We start from the raw sequence: 17,984 nt of genomic DNA on the forward strand, positions 1-17,984 counted from the left end.
TTTCGAAGAATTCTTCAACAACTTCAACCACTTGCGCTTCCGATCTCTCGTTAGCGGGAGGCGAATTCTACAGCGTTACACGCTGCTGTCAACACCTCTTTTTCACCGCTTTCGACCGAGAAGACCGAACCGTCAAAAGAGCCAAACATCACCGCCCCTTCAACTCCTTCCAGGCTTCGATAAACTGAAGCAAGCCACTGTCGAAAACTTCGTAACTCATTGAATCCCAAGTAGTTTTCCGTTTCGACTGCGCCGGAAGTGGGGCGAATTATAGACCTCCAGAATCTGCCGTCAACCGTTAATTTCAGTTTTATTGCAAAACCTGCTTTTTAGCCAATAAACGCGGGATTCGACGGGCAACAGTAGGCACACGCAGCAGTAAAAGCACTGCACCTATAAAGGTATAGATCGCCCACTCCTTGAGATCAGCACGCACGATCCACAACATATGCAGCAATCCCAGCCCCAGAATCACGTACACCACCCGATGCAATTTCTTCCAGCGCACACCCAAACGACGCTGACTGTAACGATTTGAGGTTACTGCCAGTGCCAACAATCCAAGAAAACCCAGCGTACCCACAATAATGTATGGCCGCTTGCGTAACTCCACACCCAACTGTGACCAGTCGAAACCAAGGATGAACGCCATATAGCTGAACAGGTGCAGAACCACATAGGCAAAACACCAGAGCCCCAACTGACGGCGAACAGCAATCCAGCCCGCCCACCCCGTCAATTTCTGCAACGGCGTCATGCTCAACGTGATCAGCAGGAATACCAGCGTCCCCAGCCCCAGTCGATCAACCAGCACCTTGCCGGGATCCGGACCGAGCAAATCGGCAAACGCCTGATAAAACCAAAACAGTGGCCAGATCGCCGCCGCAATAAAAACGCCTGCACGCCAAAACGGATATCGCATCAGTAGTTCTTCCGCAGATCGAGCCCTGTATATAAAGAAGCGACTTCATCCGAGTAGCCGTTGAACATCTGGGTATCGCGTACATTCGGCTTGAACAAACTGTTCGGCAGACGCCGCTCTCTTGCCTGAGTCCAGCGCGGATGATCGACCGTCGGATTCACGTTGGCATAAAAACCGTATTCATCTGCCGCAATGCTCTGCCAGGTAGTCTTGGGCTGCTCGCTGACGAGACTGATCCGCACAATGGATTTCACACTCTTGAAGCCATACTTCCACGGCACCACCAGACGCAGCGGCGCGCCATTCTGATTGGGCAATTCGCGGCCATACATGCCAACCGCCAGAATCGCCAAGGGATTCATCGCCTCATCCAGACGCAAGCCCTCTACATAAGGCCAGTCGATCAGCGCGAAACCCGAGCGCTGCCCAGGCATGCTCTTGGGATCCTGCAAGGTTTCAAAGCGAATGTACTTGGCGTTAGAGGTCGGCTCGACCTGCTTGAGCAGTGCGGAAATCGGAAAACCAATCCAGGGGATGACCATCGACCACGCCTCAACACAGCGAAGACGATAGATACGCTCCTCCAACTGGTACGGCTTCATGAAGTCTTCCAGCGCGTAACGCCCGGGCTTACCCACCTCCCCATCGACGACCACGCTCCACGGCTCGGTTTTCAGCGAGCCGGCATTGGCTGCGGGATCGCCCTTGTCGGTGCCGAACTCATAGAAATTGTTGTAATGGGTCGCGTCTTTATAAGGCGTGATCGCCTCATCCTTGACGTTGACTGCCCCCCACTTGGTAGAAGGGAGCTTCTCGGCAAACCAGGCAGGCGCCTTGCCTGGCTCGACATCAGCATAGCGCGCCGCGTCCTCGGCACTGGCCCAACGCGGCAGGCTGCTCACGGCGATACCGGCCGCAGTAGCTCCGAGCAATTGACGACGGGAGAGATAAATGGACTCAGGCGTGACATCCGACTCATGGCAGTCGGACGCTTTGGGGATTTTGATCAGCATGGCAACTCCGCAGCTTTGGAGGACAGATGCACCCATAGACTGCGGAGTATGCGGGAAATTACATCACTCGGCGTTTTTGTGCCGACGAAGATGCAACAGGTATTGCACCGGTCCGGAAGCCGCGTAGGCGAGGAACACCAGCAGCAAAATACGCGGTGGATCGCTGAACACCACAGCGAACACCAGGACCACGGCGAGGATCGCCACGAACGGCACGCGCCCCTTCAGGTCCAGCTCCTTGAAGCTGTTGTACTTGATGTTGCTGACCATCAGCATGCCGGCAGCCGCCACCATCAGAGCGACCAGGAACGACATCTTCGAACCCTGAATACCGTAATCGCTGAACGCCCAGACAATCCCCGCCACCACGCCTGCCGCCGCCGGGCTGGCCAGGCCGATGAAGTAGCGCTTGTCGGCCGTACCGACCTGAGTATTGAAACGCGCCAGACGCAGCGCTGCACCGGCTACATAGATGAAGGCCACCATCCAGCCGACCTTGCCCATGTCGCCCAGCGCCCAGCCGAACGCCAGCAGCGCCGGTGCCACACCGAAGGCAACCATGTCGGACAGCGAGTCATACTCGGCACCGAAAGCACTTTGCGTATTGGTCATCCGCGCCACGCGGCCATCAAGACCATCGAGCACCATGGCCACGAAAATCGCGATCGCGGCAAAGGCAAAATACTTGCTCGCATTCGCAGAATCCCCGGCGCTCAAGGCAGCCTGGGCACTCATCGAGTTGATGATGGAATAAAACCCTGCAAACAGGTTCGCAGTGGTGAACAGGTTCGGCAGCAGATAGATACCACGATGCCGGACTTTACGACCTTCTGCGTCGTGCCCTTCCTCGACATGTTCATCGATGGGCAGCAGGCTTTCGGCGTCAGAAGCCTGGTTCGGCTCTTCGGGACGTTCGCTCATGGACATTACCTTGCAACGGTTTGGAAAGTTTCGACAGGTGTCTGTGACGACGGTTCGGCCACAAACGATGCAGCTTTATACCAGAACCATCGGTTTCAAACGAAAAAACGCGGCCGAGGCCGCGTTTTTCGTACAAGGGACGACGACTTAGTTTTTGGCTTTGTCGACGATCTTGTTGGCACCGATCCACGGCATCATGGAGCGCAGTTGCTCGCCGATGATTTCGATACCGTGAGCGGCGTTGTTACGACGCTTGGCGGTCATCGAAGGGTAGCCGGTTGCGCCTTCGCTGATGAACATTTTGGCGTATTCGCCGTCCTGAATACGTTTCAGGGCATTGCGCATGGCCTGACGGGATTCGGCGTTGATTACTTCCGGACCGGTCACGTACTCGCCGTATTCAGCGTTGTTGGAGATCGAGTAGTTCATGTTGGCGATACCGCCTTCGTACATGAGGTCAACGATCAGTTTCAGTTCGTGCAGGCATTCGAAGTAGGCCATTTCCGGCGCGTAGCCAGCTTCAACCAGCGTTTCGAAACCGGCCTTCACCAGCTCAACGGTACCGCCGCACAGTACGGCTTGTTCGCCGAACAGGTCGGTTTCGGTCTCGTCCTTGAAGGTGGTTTCAATGATGCCGGTACGACCGCCGCCCACGCCAGCTGCGTAGGACAGCGCAACGTTTTTGGCGTTGCCCGAGGCGTCCTGGTAGATCGCGATCAGGTCAGGGATACCGCCGCCCTTCACGAACTCGGAACGTACGGTGTGGCCCGGAGCTTTCGGCGCGATCATGATCACGTCGAGGTCGGCACGCGGAACAACCTGGTTGTAGTGGATCGCGAAGCCGTGGGAGAAGGCCAGGGTGGCGCCTTTCTTGATGTTCGGCTCGATTTCGTTCTTGTACAGCTGGGACTGGAATTCGTCCGGGGTCAGGATCATGACCAGGTCGGCGCCGGCAACGGCAGCAGCCACGTCGGTCACTTTCAGGCCATGAGCTTCGGCCTTGGCAACAGTGGCCGAACCTTTACGCAGACCGACGGTAACGTCGACACCGGAATCTTTCAGGTTGCACGCCTGGGCGTGGCCCTGGGAACCGTAACCGATGATGGCAACTTTCTTGCCCTGGATGATCGACAGGTCGCAGTCTTTATCGTAGAAAACTTTCATGAATTTCCCCTATATATCCAGGCCGTTCAGGCCATTCGCTAATTTGGTTTAGATGCTGAGTACTTTGTCGCCGCGGGCAATGCCGGTCACGCCGCTACGGACGGTTTCCAGAATCGATGCGGTGCCGATGGACTGAATGAAGCTGTCGAGCTTGTCGCTGGTACCGGTCAATTGAACGGTATACACGCTGGCACTGACGTCGACGATCTGTCCACGGTAAATATCGGTGGTGCGTTTGATCTCGGCGCGCTGGGCGCCAGTGGCCTTGACCTTGACCAGCATCAGCTCACGCTCGATGTGAGCGCTTTCCGACAGGTCCACCAGCTTGACCACTTCGATCAGCTTGTTCAGGTTTTTGGTGATCTGCTCGATGATTTCATCGTGGCCGACAGTGGTCAGCGTCAGACGCGACAGAGTCGGGTCTTCGGTTGGCGCCACCGTCAGGCTTTCAATGTTGTAGTTGCGCTGCGAGAACAGGCCGACTACGCGAGACAAAGCACCGGGTTCGTTTTCCAGAAGCAGGGAAATAATGTGCCGCATGATTAAGTACGCTCCGTCTTGCTCAGCCACATATCGCGCATGGAGCCGTCTTTGATCTGCATCGGATAGACGTGCTCGCTGGTATCGACCGAAATATCGATCACCACCAGACGATCTTTCATGGCGAACGCTTCTTCCATCTTCGACTTCAAATCCTTCGAATCGGTGATGCGCACGCCGACGTGACCGTAGGCTTCAGCCAGTTTGACGAAGTCAGGCAGCGACTCCATATAAGAGTGCGAGTGACGGCTGCCATAGCTCATGTCCTGCCACTGACGAACCATCCCCAGAACACCGTTGTTCAGGATGACGATTTTCACCGGCAAGCCATATTGCAGGCAGGTCGACAGTTCCTGGATGTTCATCTGGATGCTGCCTTCGCCGGTGACGCAGGCAACGTCGTCATCCGGGAAGCTCAACTTGATGCCCATGGCCGCCGGGAAACCGAAGCCCATGGTGCCCAGGCCACCGGAGTTGATCCAGCGGTTCGGCTTGTTGAACTTGTAGTACTGCGCCGCGAACATCTGGTGCTGGCCCACGTCGGACGTGATGAAGGCATCGCCCTTGGTCACTTCGCACAGGGTCTCGATCACGGTCTGCGGCTTGATCAGGCTGCCGTCGCCCTTTTCATAAGGGAACAGGCCGCGATCACCGCGCCACTCATCGACTTGCTTCCACCAACTGGCCACGGACTCCTTGTTCGGGGTCTCGCCGATTTCCTTGAGGATCGCGACCATTTCGGTCAGGACACTCTCCACCGGACCAACGATTGGCACGTCGGCCTTGATGGTCTTGGAGATCGAAGCCGGGTCGATATCGATGTGGATGATCTTGGCGTTCGGGCAGAACTTCGCTGCGCCGTTGATCACACGGTCATCGAAACGTGCGCCAACAGCCAGGATCACGTCGGCATGGTGCATCGCCAGGTTGGCGGTGTAGCTGCCGTGCATGCCGAGCATGCCGATGAACTGACGATCAGTACCCGGGAAACCGCCCAGGCCCATCAAGGTGTTGGTCACTGGCAGGTTGAGCATTTTCGCCAGTTCGGTCAGCGGTGCGGAACCGTTGCCCAGAATCACGCCGCCACCGGAATAGAGCACGGGACGCTTGGCCGCCAGAAGCATTTCTGCCGCCTTGCGGATTTGCCCGGAGTGACCGCGAACGGCCGGGCTGTAGGAGCGCAGCTTGGCTTTTTTCGGGAAAACGTATTCGAACTTCTCGGCCGGGTTGGTCATGTCTTTCGGGATATCGACCACGACCGGGCCCGGACGACCGGATTGCGCCAGGTAGAACGCCTTCTTCATGACTTCCGGGATTTCCGAGGCGTGCTTGATCATGAAGCTGTGCTTCACGATTGGCCGGGAGATACCGATCATGTCGGTTTCCTGGAACGCGTCGGTACCGACCATGGTGCTTGGCACCTGACCGGAAATGATCACCATTGGAATCGAATCCATATAGGCGGTGGCAATACCGGTGATGGCGTTTGTGGCGCCTGGACCGGAAGTCACCAATACCACGCCGGCTTTACCGGTGGCACGGGCGTAGCCGTCAGCCATATGGGTCGCCGCTTGTTCGTGACGAACCAGAATGTGGGTCACTTCCGGTTCTTTGAACAGGGCATCGTAAACATGCAGGAGAGCACCACCCGGGTACCCGTAGATATATTTGACGCCTTCGTCACGCAAGAAGCGGACGAGCATCTCACCGCCAGATAAAAGCTCCACGTTGTTCACCTCTAAAACGCCAGAATACCGTCCACAAAAAGGGGCGGGTCTTAATAGGTTTACTTCTCGGCAGAGCATGAGCGACGGTGGTCGCCGACTACGTCAGCACTGACTGAGCAAGTATTGGGATCGTCCCAAGTGTTGCGGGCCTTTCCCACCCAGCGCGAGGTAACGCGTTGCGGGTGTAACAGGTCGACGCGGATAGGCGCCTCATGATCTGCCGAGTGGGTCTGCTTCTGGCAGTCCCTCTACAGCGGACTTTGGATTCTTCTGTTTCGCCCTCTCCAAGTCAAGCCGTCAATGTGCTTAATTGTGGGTAAGCACATGAGAACGCAAGAAAAAACCTGAAAACAGCTACTCTGTTAGCGTCAATTGCGCAATTTTGCCAAGGAATCAGCATGCGAACGCTTCTGTTAACTCTGCTGATCGGCCTCAGCCCCTGGTGCTCGGCCGCTCAGATCTACAAATGGGTCGACGTTCAAGGCGTCACGCACTTCGATGCGCAGCCGCCGCAAGGGCTGCCGGCGACGACTGTGCAGACGCCCTCCTCGCCCCCACCGAAACCTGCCGCCATGCCTGGCAGTGGTGCGCTGGGCGATCAGAAAGCCATCGACGACAAGGTGAAGAAACAGGTGGCGGAGCAGCAGGCGCAGCTCAAGGCATTTTGCGAACAGGCACGGACGAACCTGGCGCAATTGCAGAACAATCCGCGTTTGCGGGAGGAAGTGGAGGGACAAGTACGGCGGCTGGATGATGCGCAGCGTCAGGAGCGCATTGTCGAAGCGCAGAAGCAGATTGCGCAGAACTGCGAATAAAAATCTGTAGGAGCTGCCGCAGGCTGCGATCTTTTGATGCTGTTTTCAAAAGCAAGATCAAAAGATCGCAGCCTTCGGCAGCTCCTACAGGGGATCGGCTCTAGCGGGAAGCGGTGATCAGCAGATCGAACTCTTTAAGCAGCACCTGCAACTGGCGATCCTTGCCCTGCAGATTACGCTGGGCGAAGACCATTTCAGCCATTTCCTGAATGCCCGAGGCATTGGGCAACGGCAAGTCCTGCTCAAGGATCATCTTCATTCGCGGCAGGAAGATCCATTGCAGCCACTGCTCGAAATCCAGCGTGTCGACCGAAAACGGTTCGACACTGCTCAAGGCTTCGGCTGATGGCTGGATCTCATCCCACCAACCCTGCGTGCGCAGTTCACGCTCGATCAGCAGCAATTGATCGGCGATTTTCGGGAAACGGGTGTCCATCAGAGCGAAACCTTGGCCTTTTGACGAGCCAGTGCAGCGCCGGCGGAGTCGCCCTGCTTCTCACGGGACTGCGCGATGATTTCCCACAGGTTGGCTTGCAGATCCGGACGGCCGTTGGCCATGGTCAGCGCGCGACGGGCGAACTGTTCCGCCTGCGGCGCATCACCTTGGGCCATGCGCACCTGCGCCAGACGGTAGAGCACTTGCGGCTCACGCGGAGCTACACGCTGAGCGCGCTCCAGACTGGAGGATGCACCGTTGAGGTCGCCGCCGGCCTGCTGCTGTTGCGCAGTGGTCAGCAAGGCGAGTACCGGACCATCCAGTTGCTCGTCGGCGGACAGACCTCCGCCACTGCTGGCCGAAGGAATGCCGCTCGGCGTCGAAGGCATGCTGTAGCTGCCAGTGTTGATCGGTGCCGACTCGACCGGCGAAGGATTGTACGGACCCGCCGTAATCCCACCGGACGCCGGACCAGGAACGATCGGCGAGGAGCTGATCGGCGCCGATGTCGCAGCACCGCCACCCGGCACCATCACCACCACACCGGTATCGCCTTGCGGAATGGCCTGGGATTGCGCCTGCCCCTGCACTGGACGTTTGACTGTCGTCTTGCGGAAACCGCCATTGGCCGACAGACGTTCGCTGTTGGACACGGCTGTGCCGGAATCCACCACCGGGATCGAACCACGCTGTACGGTAGAGCAGCCGCTGAGCAAAGCCACGGCGGTCACCGCTGGAATCAACCACTTGTTCACTTGAAACCCTCTTTGCTTAATTCATCCAGCCCTTGACCCAATCCATCACCGACTCCGGCGAAGCAGGCGTTTCGCTTGCACACGCGGCACCGGGTGGCGGTTCACTGCCGCGAATATACGGCATCTGCACGGCTCCCGGACAGTTGGCATCCGACCCTTGCCCGGTACGCGAATCGACCCAGGCCTGAACGATGTTGTCCGGCTGCGGCATGTCCAGCGGCAGCGGATCGGCCTTGCGCATGAAACTGGTCCAGACCTGCAGCGCACCGGTCGCCCCGGTGAACGGGGTCTTGCCGTTGTCGTCACGACCGAGCCAGACCACCGCCAGCAGATCCTGACTGAAACCGGCGAACCAGCTGTCACGCGAGTCGTTACTGGTACCGGTCTTGCCGGCCAGCGTCAGGGTCTTGGGCAGCACGTTGTAAACCGAGCTGCCGGTACCTTCACGCATCACCCGCTGCATGGCGTTCTGGATCAGGTAAATGGACGCCGGATCGAAGCGCTGCTCGATCTGGAACGGATAACGCTTGAGCGGTTCACCCTCGGCGGTCAGTACGCTGCGAATCCCACGCATCGGCGTATTGAAACCACCGTTGGCGAGGGTCTGATACATGGTCGCCACTTCGATCGGGGTCATGCCGCCAGCCCCGAGCAACATCGACGGGAACGCCGGGAATTCCCGGGTCACGCCCAGACGCGCAATGGTCTTGAGCACATTCGGCACACCGACTTCCAGGCCCAGACGCGAGGTCGACAGGTTGTAGGAATGTGCCAGCCCCTGATAGAGGAAGACCGTGCCGTGGGAACGACGGTCATAGTTCTGCGGCTTCCACACCTGGCCGTCCGCGCCTTTGATCGACAGCGGATCATCCGACAGCCAACTGGTCAGCGTGTAGTGGCTCGGTTTCTCCAGCGCAGTCAGATAGACCGCCGGTTTTACCAGAGAACCGATTGGCCGCACGGCGTCCAGCGCCCGGTTGAAACCGGCGTAACTGGCCTGACGGCTACCAATCATCGCCTGCACTTCGCCGGTCTCCGGGTTGGTCACGACCATCGCCGCTTCCACATCATCGGAGCCCTTGCGTCCAGCCAGACGTTTAAAGGTGTCGTTAACCGACGCTTCGGCTTTCATCTGCAGAATCGGGTCGAAACTGGTGAAGATCCGCAAGCCTTCTTCGGTCAAGTCTTCGTCGCGGTAGTCTTCACGCAACTGGCGTTTGACCAGATCGATGAAGCCCGGGAACGAGCTGTCGGCGAGCTTGCCGCGCGTGGTTACACCCAATGGCATTTTCTTCGCCGCCTCGACCTGTTCGGCAGTCGCCACGCCTTGCTGCTCAAGCACATCAAGCACCAGGTTACGGCGCTCCAGCGCGCGCTCCGGGTTGCGACGCGGGTTGTAGTAGGACGGGCCCTTGACCATGCCGACCAGCAGCGCGACCTGATGCAGCTTCAGCTCGGACAAAGGCTGGCCGAAGAAGAACTGGCTGGCCAGACCGAAACCGTGCACGGCACGCTGACCGTCCTGCCCGACGAAGACTTCGTTGAGGTAGGCCTCAAGAATTTCCTTCTTGTCGTAGTGCAGCTCCAGCAGCATCGCCATCATCGCTTCGGTGAGCTTGCGGCTCAGACTGCGCTCGTTGGTGAGGTAGAAGTTCTTCACCAACTGCTGAGTCAGCGTGCTGCCGCCCTGGGTCATTTTGCCGCCAGAGGTGTTGACCCAGATGGCCCGGGCAATCGATTTCGGCGACACGCCCCAGTGGCTGTAGTAGTCGCGGTCTTCAACGGCGACCAACGTATCGAGCAAATACGGCGGCACCTGATCGAGCTTGATCAGGATGCGGTCTTCAAGATTTTTCGGGTAAATGCCGCCGATCATCAGCGGCTCGAGCCGCACCACGGACAACTTCCCGCCATTGAGCCCGGAGAGTTCGGCCACATAGTCGCCAGAGAAACGCACGCGCACCGGCTGCGGTTTCTCCAGGCCTTCATAGAACTGGAAGCCGCGGGTATTCAGATCGACGGTATTGCCACTGACGGCAGCAGCGCCGGGGCCATTGCTCACGGCTTCACGGCGATAGCCCAAGGCGTCGAGTTCGGTGAGGAAATCTTCCTTGCTCAGCTTTTGTCCGACGAACAGCTCGAGCGGACGCGCGTACACCTTCGCCGGAATGGTCCAGCGCTTGCCGGAGAATTTCTCCTGCACCACGGCATCGAGGTAAACGGCGAAGCCGGCCAGCACCACAAGGCCGACCAGACTGAGTTTAATGGCCCAGCCCAGCCACGGCCGCAGGCCCTTGGCAGGTGGTTTTTTCTTGGTACGGGGGGATCGAGTTCGAGTCATGGCGGCGGATTATACGCACTTTATTCATCCTCAACAGGAGCGCTCCGAGGTTTGCGTCAGGCTGGCGAGCGGCCATAATGGCGACCTCGAATTTCCCAGTCTCTGAAGGATCGCCCGTGAGCCAGTCACTGATCGCTGCCCTGCAAAACCCGGCCCTCTACCCGCACCCCGTCGACGGGTTCCAGGTCATCGAAACCCATATCTCGTGGGTGATCCTCACCGGGTCGTTTGCTTATAAAGTGAAGAAGCCGGTGAATTTCGGCTTTCTCGACTTCACCAGCCTCGAAGCGCGCGAGCACTTCTGCGCTGAAGAACTGCGTTTGAATCAGCGCCTGACCGAAGATTTGTATCTGGACGTGTTGCCGGTGACCGGTAGCGTCGAAGCGCCGCGACTGGGCGGCGACGGCCCGGTGATCGAGTATGTGTTGAAGATGCGTCAATTCCCGCAGGCCGGCCTGCTCAGCACCCTGCAAGCCAACGGTGAACTGACCACTCAGCACATCGACGAAATGGCCGAGCAGATCGCCAGATTCCACCTCAATGCGCCAAAAGTCCCGGCCGAACACGAGGCCGGTACACCAGAAAGCGTAATGGCCCCGGTGCGCCAGAACTTCGAACAGATCCTGCCATTCCTCAGCGACAAAAACGATCTGCTGCAACTCGAGGCCCTGCAAGCCTGGGCCGAGAGCAGCTTCGATCGTCTCAAGGCACTGTTCAGCCAGCGCAAGGCCGAGGGTTTCACTCGCGAATGCCACGGCGACATTCACTTGGGCAACGCCACTGTGATCAATGGCAAAGTGGTGATCTTCGACTGCATCGAGTTCAACGAGCCGTTCCGCTTCACCGACGTCTGGGCCGACACCGGTTTCCTGGCGATGGACCTTGAAGACCGCGGTCTGAAATCCCTGGCCCGCCGCTTCATCAGCCAATACCTGGAATTGACCGGCGACTATCAAGGCCTGGAAGTGCTGAACTTCTACAAAGCCTATCGCGCGCTGGTCCGCGCCAAAGTCGCGCTGTTCAGCATGCCGGCAGACGCCACTCCGGTGCAGCGCGCCACCACCCTGCGCCAGTACCGCAACTACGCCAACCTGGCGGAAAGCTATAGCACCATTCCTTCGCGTTTCATGGCCATCACCCACGGCGTATCGGCCGTCGGCAAGAGCCACGTGGCGATGCGCCTGGTCGAAGCACTGGGCGCGGTCCGCCTGCGTTCCGATGTCGAGCGCAAGCGCCTGTTCGGCGAGCAAACCGTGGCCAACGACGTGCAGGCGGGGATTTACAGCGCCGACGCCAGCGCTGCCACCTACGCCCGCTTGCATGAGATTGCCGGAGTCATTCTGCACGCCGGTTTCCCGGTCGTCATTGATGCGACCTACCTCAAGCGCGAGCAACGTGACAGCGCGGCGAAAGTCGCCGAGGCCACCGGCACGCCATTCCTGATTCTCGACTGCAACGCTCCGCAAGCCGTGATCGAAAGCTGGCTGGCGATTCGTCAGGCCGACAAGAAGGACCCTTCCGACGCCACGCTGGCGGTCATCGAGGCCCAACAGGCCAGCCGCGAAGCACTGACGCCAGAAGAAATTCTGCGCAGCAAGCGCGTACAGACCAATGAAAGCGGGACCCTCGACACCGTCGTGGCGCAGATTCGTCAGCGCCTGCCAGGCCTGTAAGAAACTATTTCGGCCGTGAAGCCCTCGCTGGCTTCACGGCCGTCAAATAGTGGCACTATACTGGCGTCATAAAACCAACAGGTGATGTGACATGAGCCAGCCGAAACTTCTCGACACCCCGCTTTATGCCCTGCTGCACAAAGACGACATCGCAGGCTTCAACAAGGAACGCCCGAACGACGGCCCGATCGACATGGTCGGTGGTGACTTCCGTGGTCTCGATCTGCGTGAACTGAACGCCGACGGCGTGGATTTCCGCGACGCCTACTTCCGCTCCGCCGATTTGCGCGGCATCGATTTCCGTAATTCCGCTTTGGAAGGCGCGAGCCTGGCCCATGCGCAGATTTCCGGTGCGTACTTCCCACCGGAACTGAGTGCCGACGAGATCCTGATGTCGATGAATTTTGGTACCCGCCTGCGCTATCGCACCCGCTGATACTTTTTATCTTTCTCTGACCAGACGCCTTTCCCGCGAGGGAGCGGGCTTGCTCGCGAAGGCGTGGTGTCAGTCGATACATCTTGCGGCCGACAGGACGCCTCCGCGAGCAAACCCGCTCCCACATTTATTTCCGCGTTTCTTCCCTCCTTTCTGCGTTCACAGCTGCTTTCTTAGAAGCGTTTGCGTCTAATCCGACCAAACAACCACGCTTTTCCTACTGATGGCTACACTCCTGAGAAGATCGCCCACGCACCATTCGGCCGTCGCAAGGAGGCTTGATGAATGATGAACTGCAACACCTGAAGAATCTTGGCAAGACGTCGGCGCAATGGCTGCATGCCGTGGGCATCCACAGCGCCTCGGACTTGCGTCGCCTGGGGGCGGTGGACGCCTATCGGGCCGTGCGTACCCGCGGGTTTCGCGCATCAAAGGTGTTGTTGTACGCGATCGAAGGGGCACTGATGGATGTGCACTGGAACGATATCCCGGCCGAACGCAAAGACGCCTTGAACAAGCAGCTCGAAGCCATCTCCTCGCGTCACAAGAACTGACCAGGCGCTGACGACCATGTATCTGCTCGGGGAACAATCGGCATCGATCGATGCGCTGATCAATCGTTTGCAGAGCTTGCCCGCACGCTGGCTGGAAGGGCTTGCACCGTGCGGGCCAGCATTTGAGCCGGAAATCTCTGACGACCTGATGGCGCAGCTCCCACGCGATCAGCTGTTTCTGCTGACAGAAGGCGTGATCCACGGCTACATCGGTGGCCGTACGCTGTTTTACTGGCAGGAAGGCGATCTCATCGGCCTGCAGCAAGGTGACGCCTGGACCGATTGCCGACTGCGCAGCGATGGACTATTGCGCTTGCTGCCCTATCGACGAACCGATCTGTTCCGACATTTGTACGCCGAGCCGGAACGGGCTGAGCAATGGCTGGAATATCTGCTGGGGCAGATGGCGCTGCTGGCACACGCGGTGGCCGAACTGAAGCCACGGGAGTTTCGCAGCACCCATGGCTTTAAACGGGTCGAGAGCGGTGACGTGCTGATCCAGCAGGGCGATGCCGCCGATCACGTCTTTGTGATCATCGATGGACATGCCGAAGCGTTTGTTGACGGGCACAAGGTTGGCGACGTGCCCAAGGACGAGATTTTCGGCGCCATGGCCGTGTTCACAGGCGAGCCGCGAAACGCCACGGTCATTGCCCGCGAGCCAAGTACAGTGATGTTGATTCCCGGCGATCAGTTTCTGAGCATGACCCGCAACAATCCGAAGATTGCCCACAGCCTGATCGAGAGCATGGCCCGGCGCATTGGCCAGCTCAACCAGCAAATCACCCAACTGAGTGCGGTGAAAGCTGCGCATTGAGTCCCCTGTTTCCGGGGCATTCCGGCCATTTGCACGACTAAATCACGCGAATGGAAAAACAGTGGTTGACTCGTTAATGAGAATCGCTATGATTATCACAACTGATCGCGAGATCAGTCGATATTCTGAAAAGCCCTTGGTTCGGACTCTCAGATTATCTCCTCATCAGGCTAATCACGGTTATTTGACCCGGTTTTTACCGGGTCTTTTTTTGCCTGTGGAAACTCATTGACCGAACTGTTTGCGCATCTGTGCGCAGTAATCCTGCGCAGGCGCGACCGGGGTGTACCAGACGTAATCGGCCATCGCCGCGCTGACCTCGGCGCCCTGTTCGGCCAGCATCAGCACCGTGGGCGCTTGGGCTGCGCCAAGATCAAGCACATGCAGCGGCACGCCAGCATCCTTGCGCGCATGCCAGGCTCCCGCCAACAGCATGGCGGGGGTTGGTGCCGCCAGCAAACGTTCGGCCATGCGTCGATCACGTTGTTGCTGAACGCTGAGCATCGCCGGCATCTGCGATTTGAGCAGCAAGCCACAGTGGGAGTCGCTGATCTGCTCAAGCAGCGTGGCTTTTACCGTTGCCGCATTGCTGCGAACACCGGTCAAGGCCGGCGGCTGACGATAGACCGCGCGGATCTCGCTGTCGTCCAGATTGGCTGCCAGCAACGGATAGGATTGTGTGAGGGCGAAGCGAACAATCGGTCCATAAAGCTTCCAGTCCCAGCCATCCTGCCAGTCCAGAGCGGCGGCAAGATCGGTGGGCCGCGCTGCTGCATGGCGAACCTGATCAACGTTCGGCTGTTGATCAGGCGTAAGCATCTCCAGCAGCAGACTGCCCTGAGGGCGTTGCTCACCCAGCGACCGCAACAGCCACAACTGCGCAGCGTGATGATCGGCATTGTCATGCTGCTCGCCAATGATCACGTGTGGCGCACCGGCCAGACGTGTCAGCAGTTCCTGCGCGGTCAGCACCTGACCGCTGTGCAGATCGCGTATCTCACCGCTGACCGGTGGTGGCGCAGCAACATGCTGACACCCCGCAAGCCACAACACCGCCAACAACCAGATCCCGCGCATGCCATCACCTCGATGAGAAATCAGCGGGCGATGATCAGCGGATGCCCACGCTCCGGGTGCGGCTGCACCAATACTTCGAGACCGAACACCGCTTTGAGCGAGTCCGGTCGTAAAACTTGCTGCGGCGTATCCAGCGCTACCGGGCGCCCGCCTTCAAGCAGCAACACCCGATCACAATAGCGCGCCGCCAGATTCAGATCATGCAGGATGACCAGCACCGCCGCGCCACGGTCGGCAAATTCGCGCACCGCTTGCAGCGTCGTATGTTGGTGCAGTGGATCTAGCATCGAGGTCGGCTCATCCAGCAACAGCGTTTGCCCGGCCTGCCCCGGCCATAACTGCGCCAGCACCCGCGCCAGATGCACGCGTTGGCGCTCGCCACCCGACAGCGCCAGATAACTGCGCCCGCTCAGATGCCCGGCATCCGCAGCGTCCAGCGCTGCCGCAATGATTTCGTCGTCGCGCACCCGACCACTTTGATACGGCAAGCGGCCCATGCCGACCACTTCTTCCACACGAAAGGCAAAATCCAGCGTCGAGACCTGCGGCAACACCGCCAGACGCTGGGCGCGTTGCGTACCTGTCCAGTGATTCAGCGCCTTGTCGTCGAGCAACACCCCGCCTTCACTCGCCGTCAGCTCACCGCACAAGGCACCGAGCAAGGTGCTTTTGCCGGCACCGTTCGGTCCGAGCACACCCAGCACCTCACCGGGCTCCAGTTGCAGGGTGACGTCGCTGAGGACGGTCTTGCGCCCGCGACGGATGTGCAGATTGTGCGCACACAGCATCAGGCACGTCCTCGCAGCAGCAGATAAAGGAAGAATGGCGCGCCGATAAACGCGGTGACAATACCGATCGGCAACTCCGCCGGCGCCAGTGCCAGCCGCGCCACCAGATCCGCCAGCAACAGCAGGCTCGCACCCGCCAGCACCGACGCCGGCAACAGCACCCGGTGATCGGGCCCGGCCAATAAACGCACCAGATGCGGCACCACCAGCCCGACGAAACCGATCATCCCCGCCGCCGCTACCGCTGCGCCAACACCCAACGCGGTGCAGAACACCAGTTCACGCTTGAGCCGTTCGACATCGATCCCCAGATGCCCTGCCTCGGACTCACCCAGCAACAACGCATTCAGCGCCTTGGCACGACGCGGCAACCACAGCGCAACACCGGCGCTGATGATCAGTAACGGCCATAAACGCGCGTAACTGGCACCATTGAGGCTGCCCAGATTCCAGAAAGTCAGCGTGCGCAAAGTCGCGTCATCCGCCAGATAGGTGAACAACCCGACTGCCGAGCTGGCCAGCGCCGTCAGGGCGATCCCAGCCAGCAGCATAGTCGCGACGTTAGTCTGGCCGTTGCGCCGTCCGAGCCGATAGACCAGCGCCGTTACCCCCAACCCGCCGAGAAACGCGCACGCCGACAACAGGTACGGCCCGAACCACTCTGGCAAACCGCCAAAAAACGCACCGCCGACAATGGCTACAGCCGCACCAAGCGCCGCACCGCTGGAGACCCCGACCAACCCGGGATCGGCCAGCGGATTGCGAAACAAACCCTGCATCGCCACGCCGGACAGCGCCAGTACACCGCCGACGGCCAGGCCGAGCAAGGTACGCGGCAGACGGATCTGCCCGAGAATCAGCTCAGCCTGCTCCAGACCGTCCGGCGCCAGTGGCACACCGAGCATGCGCAGAGCCGCGCGCAACGTATCGAACAGCGGCAGGCTCACCGGCCCCAGCGCCAACGACAGCCAGATGGCCAGCAAACACAGGAGCGTCAGCCCGATAAACAGGCTGCGTGGTTTGACCAGTACGGTCATTGGCCGCTCGCAGTCGGGTAGAGGCCGTCAGACAAACCCTTCAACGCCGCCGGTAAACGCGGCCCGAGCCCGCCGACCAGCAGCGTCGGATCCAGCTCCAGTACCCGTCCGGTCTTGGCCGCACGGCTTGAATTGAGAATGGGGTTTTCCTTGAACAACGCCGCTTTTGCCGCCTCACCGCTCAACGCGCGATCCGCAAACACCAGCACCTCAGGATCAAGCCCGGCCAGCGACTCAACAGAGAACGGCTTGTAACCTGTATGCGTTGCCAGGTTATGTCCGCCGGCCCGTTGCAGCAGCCAGTCGGCGACAGTGTCCTTGCCGGCAATCAACGGTTTGCCGCCGGCATGTCCGATCAGCACCAGCACACCGGGCGCCTTGTGCCGGATCTGCCACTCGGTGACTCGCGCCTTCTGCGTGGCGAGCTGCTGTTGATAACTTTCCAGCAACTGCGTCGCCTGGGCTTGCGCGCCGAGCAACTGCCCGAGATGCGTGAGGTTTTTTTCCAGCGTCGGCAGATCCGGCTGCGCCGAGAACAGTTCGACCTGCACCTTGGCGCTCCTTACCTGAGCGATCACCGGTGGCGGGCCCATTTCTTCGCTGCCGATAAGGATGTCCGGGCGCAGACTGAGAATGCCCTCTGCCGACAGGCTGCGTTGATAGCCGATACTTGGCAGTTTCTTCAGCGACTCGGGATGCTGGCTGGTGGTGTCGACGCCGACCAGTTTCGACTCGCCGCCCAATGCACTGACCCACTCCGAAAGCGCGCCACCGGCACTGACCCAACGCTGTGGCAAGTCGGCAGCTGTCACCTGAAGGCTGGCGAGGAGTCCGACACACAGCACAGCAACGCGGATAATCAGGCGCATACGCAGCTTTCCTTGAACAGTTTTCCCGGGCAGCGATCCGGCAGGCCAAGTATCCTTGGCGGCGGCCGCGCACAGTGGGCGAAGGCGGCCATTTGATAA

Annotated in this window: 18 protein-coding genes; 5 read left to right on the plus strand and 13 right to left on the minus strand. The window is 59.4% G+C overall.

Translation table 11 applies throughout. The annotated features are described in order from the left end of the window. Positions 1-310: 310 nt before the first annotated feature. The 6 genes from msrQ to HXW87_RS27620 all read right to left on the minus strand — a co-directional run bounded on the left by msrQ (position 311) and on the right by HXW87_RS27620 (position 6,287). On the minus strand, positions 311-922 hold the full coding sequence (gene msrQ, locus HXW87_RS27595) for a protein-methionine-sulfoxide reductase heme-binding subunit MsrQ (protein WP_239778135.1): 612 nt from the start codon (positions 920-922) through the stop codon (positions 311-313). Then, complete coding sequence (msrP, locus tag HXW87_RS27600; protein ID WP_239778137.1) at positions 922-1,935, minus strand: protein-methionine-sulfoxide reductase catalytic subunit MsrP; 1,014 nt, start codon at positions 1,933-1,935, stop codon at positions 922-924. Before msrP ends, msrQ begins: the two co-directional genes overlap by 1 nt. A 63-nt stretch (positions 1,936-1,998) precedes the next feature. Next, a complete protein-coding gene (gene pssA, locus HXW87_RS27605) occupies positions 1,999-2,856 on the minus strand; it encodes a CDP-diacylglycerol--serine O-phosphatidyltransferase (RefSeq protein ID WP_003228213.1) in 858 nt (285 codons plus the stop codon). Between the two features lie 147 nt (positions 2,857-3,003). Next, positions 3,004-4,020: a ketol-acid reductoisomerase gene (gene ilvC, locus HXW87_RS27610; protein ID WP_007959661.1), complete on the minus strand. Its 1,017-nt coding sequence runs from the start codon at positions 4,018-4,020 to the stop codon at positions 3,004-3,006. Between the two features lie 48 nt (positions 4,021-4,068). Then, on the minus strand, positions 4,069-4,560 hold the full coding sequence (gene ilvN / locus HXW87_RS27615; protein WP_003205610.1) for an acetolactate synthase small subunit: 492 nt from the start codon (positions 4,558-4,560) through the stop codon (positions 4,069-4,071). Between the two features lie 2 nt (positions 4,561-4,562). Further along, entirely contained in the window at positions 4,563-6,287 is a 1,725-nt protein-coding gene (locus HXW87_RS27620; protein ID WP_041065497.1) for an acetolactate synthase 3 large subunit, read from the minus strand. A gap of 398 nt (positions 6,288-6,685) precedes the next feature. On the opposite strand from HXW87_RS27620, the gene HXW87_RS27625 reads away from it, so the two are divergent. Continuing rightward, entirely contained in the window at positions 6,686-7,102 is a 417-nt protein-coding gene (locus HXW87_RS27625; protein WP_239778138.1) for a DUF4124 domain-containing protein, read from the plus strand. Between the two features lie 100 nt (positions 7,103-7,202). On the opposite strand, the gene HXW87_RS27630 is transcribed toward HXW87_RS27625, so the two are convergent. The 3 genes from HXW87_RS27630 to mrcB are packed head-to-tail and all read right to left on the minus strand — an operon-like array spanning position 7,203 to position 10,634. After that, positions 7,203-7,538 (minus strand): YqcC family protein, encoded by a 336-nt coding sequence (locus HXW87_RS27630; protein ID WP_047296574.1) that lies wholly within the window; start codon positions 7,536-7,538, stop codon positions 7,203-7,205. Beyond that, positions 7,538-8,293, minus strand: a complete 756-nt coding sequence (locus tag HXW87_RS27635) for a lipoprotein (RefSeq protein WP_047296575.1) — start codon at positions 8,291-8,293, stop codon at positions 7,538-7,540. Before HXW87_RS27635 ends, HXW87_RS27630 begins: the two co-directional genes overlap by 1 nt. A gap of 16 nt (positions 8,294-8,309) precedes the next feature. Further along, positions 8,310-10,634, minus strand: a complete 2,325-nt coding sequence (gene mrcB / locus HXW87_RS27640) for a penicillin-binding protein 1B (protein ID WP_239778140.1) — start codon at positions 10,632-10,634, stop codon at positions 8,310-8,312. A 116-nt stretch (positions 10,635-10,750) separates the two neighbouring features. On the opposite strand from mrcB, the gene HXW87_RS27645 reads away from it, so the two are divergent. The 4 genes from HXW87_RS27645 (at position 10,751) to HXW87_RS27660 (ending at position 14,114) form a co-directional block, all read left to right on the plus strand. Beyond that, a complete protein-coding gene (locus tag HXW87_RS27645) occupies positions 10,751-12,307 on the plus strand; it encodes a bifunctional aminoglycoside phosphotransferase/ATP-binding protein (protein ID WP_239778141.1) in 1,557 nt (518 codons plus the stop codon). A 91-nt stretch (positions 12,308-12,398) separates the two neighbouring features. Then, positions 12,399-12,743 carry a pentapeptide repeat-containing protein gene (locus tag HXW87_RS27650; RefSeq protein ID WP_041065444.1) on the plus strand — a complete coding sequence of 115 codons (345 nt, stop codon included), beginning with the start codon at positions 12,399-12,401 and terminating at the stop codon, positions 12,741-12,743. Positions 12,744-13,024: 281 nt separating this feature from the next. Then, a complete protein-coding gene (locus tag HXW87_RS27655; RefSeq protein WP_003228231.1) occupies positions 13,025-13,297 on the plus strand; it encodes a TfoX/Sxy family protein in 273 nt (90 codons plus the stop codon). A 16-nt stretch (positions 13,298-13,313) separates the two neighbouring features. Continuing rightward, positions 13,314-14,114, plus strand: a complete 801-nt coding sequence (locus HXW87_RS27660; RefSeq protein WP_239778142.1) for a cyclic nucleotide-binding domain-containing protein — start codon at positions 13,314-13,316, stop codon at positions 14,112-14,114. Positions 14,115-14,339: 225 nt separating this feature from the next. Here the strand turns inward: HXW87_RS27660 and HXW87_RS27665 are convergent, their stop codons facing one another. The 4 genes from HXW87_RS27665 to HXW87_RS27680 are packed head-to-tail and all read right to left on the minus strand — an operon-like array spanning position 14,340 to position 17,885. Next, positions 14,340-15,191 (minus strand): ChaN family lipoprotein, encoded by an 852-nt coding sequence (locus tag HXW87_RS27665; protein WP_239778144.1) that lies wholly within the window; start codon positions 15,189-15,191, stop codon positions 14,340-14,342. 20 nt (positions 15,192-15,211) lie between these two features. Next, entirely contained in the window at positions 15,212-15,979 is a 768-nt protein-coding gene (locus HXW87_RS27670) for a heme ABC transporter ATP-binding protein (RefSeq protein WP_239778146.1), read from the minus strand. Further along, positions 15,979-16,962, minus strand: a complete 984-nt coding sequence (locus tag HXW87_RS27675) for an iron ABC transporter permease (protein ID WP_198758351.1) — start codon at positions 16,960-16,962, stop codon at positions 15,979-15,981. Before HXW87_RS27675 ends, HXW87_RS27670 begins: the two co-directional genes overlap by 1 nt. Positions 16,963-17,012: 50 nt before the next feature. Continuing rightward, positions 17,013-17,885: an ABC transporter substrate-binding protein gene (locus tag HXW87_RS27680; RefSeq protein WP_239778147.1), complete on the minus strand. Its 873-nt coding sequence runs from the start codon at positions 17,883-17,885 to the stop codon at positions 17,013-17,015. Between the last annotated feature and the right edge of the window lie 99 nt (positions 17,886-17,984).

This window comes from Pseudomonas sp. Y5-11, assembly GCF_022368695.1.
GTDB classification, from domain to species: domain Bacteria; phylum Pseudomonadota; class Gammaproteobacteria; order Pseudomonadales; family Pseudomonadaceae; genus Aquipseudomonas; species Aquipseudomonas parakoreensis.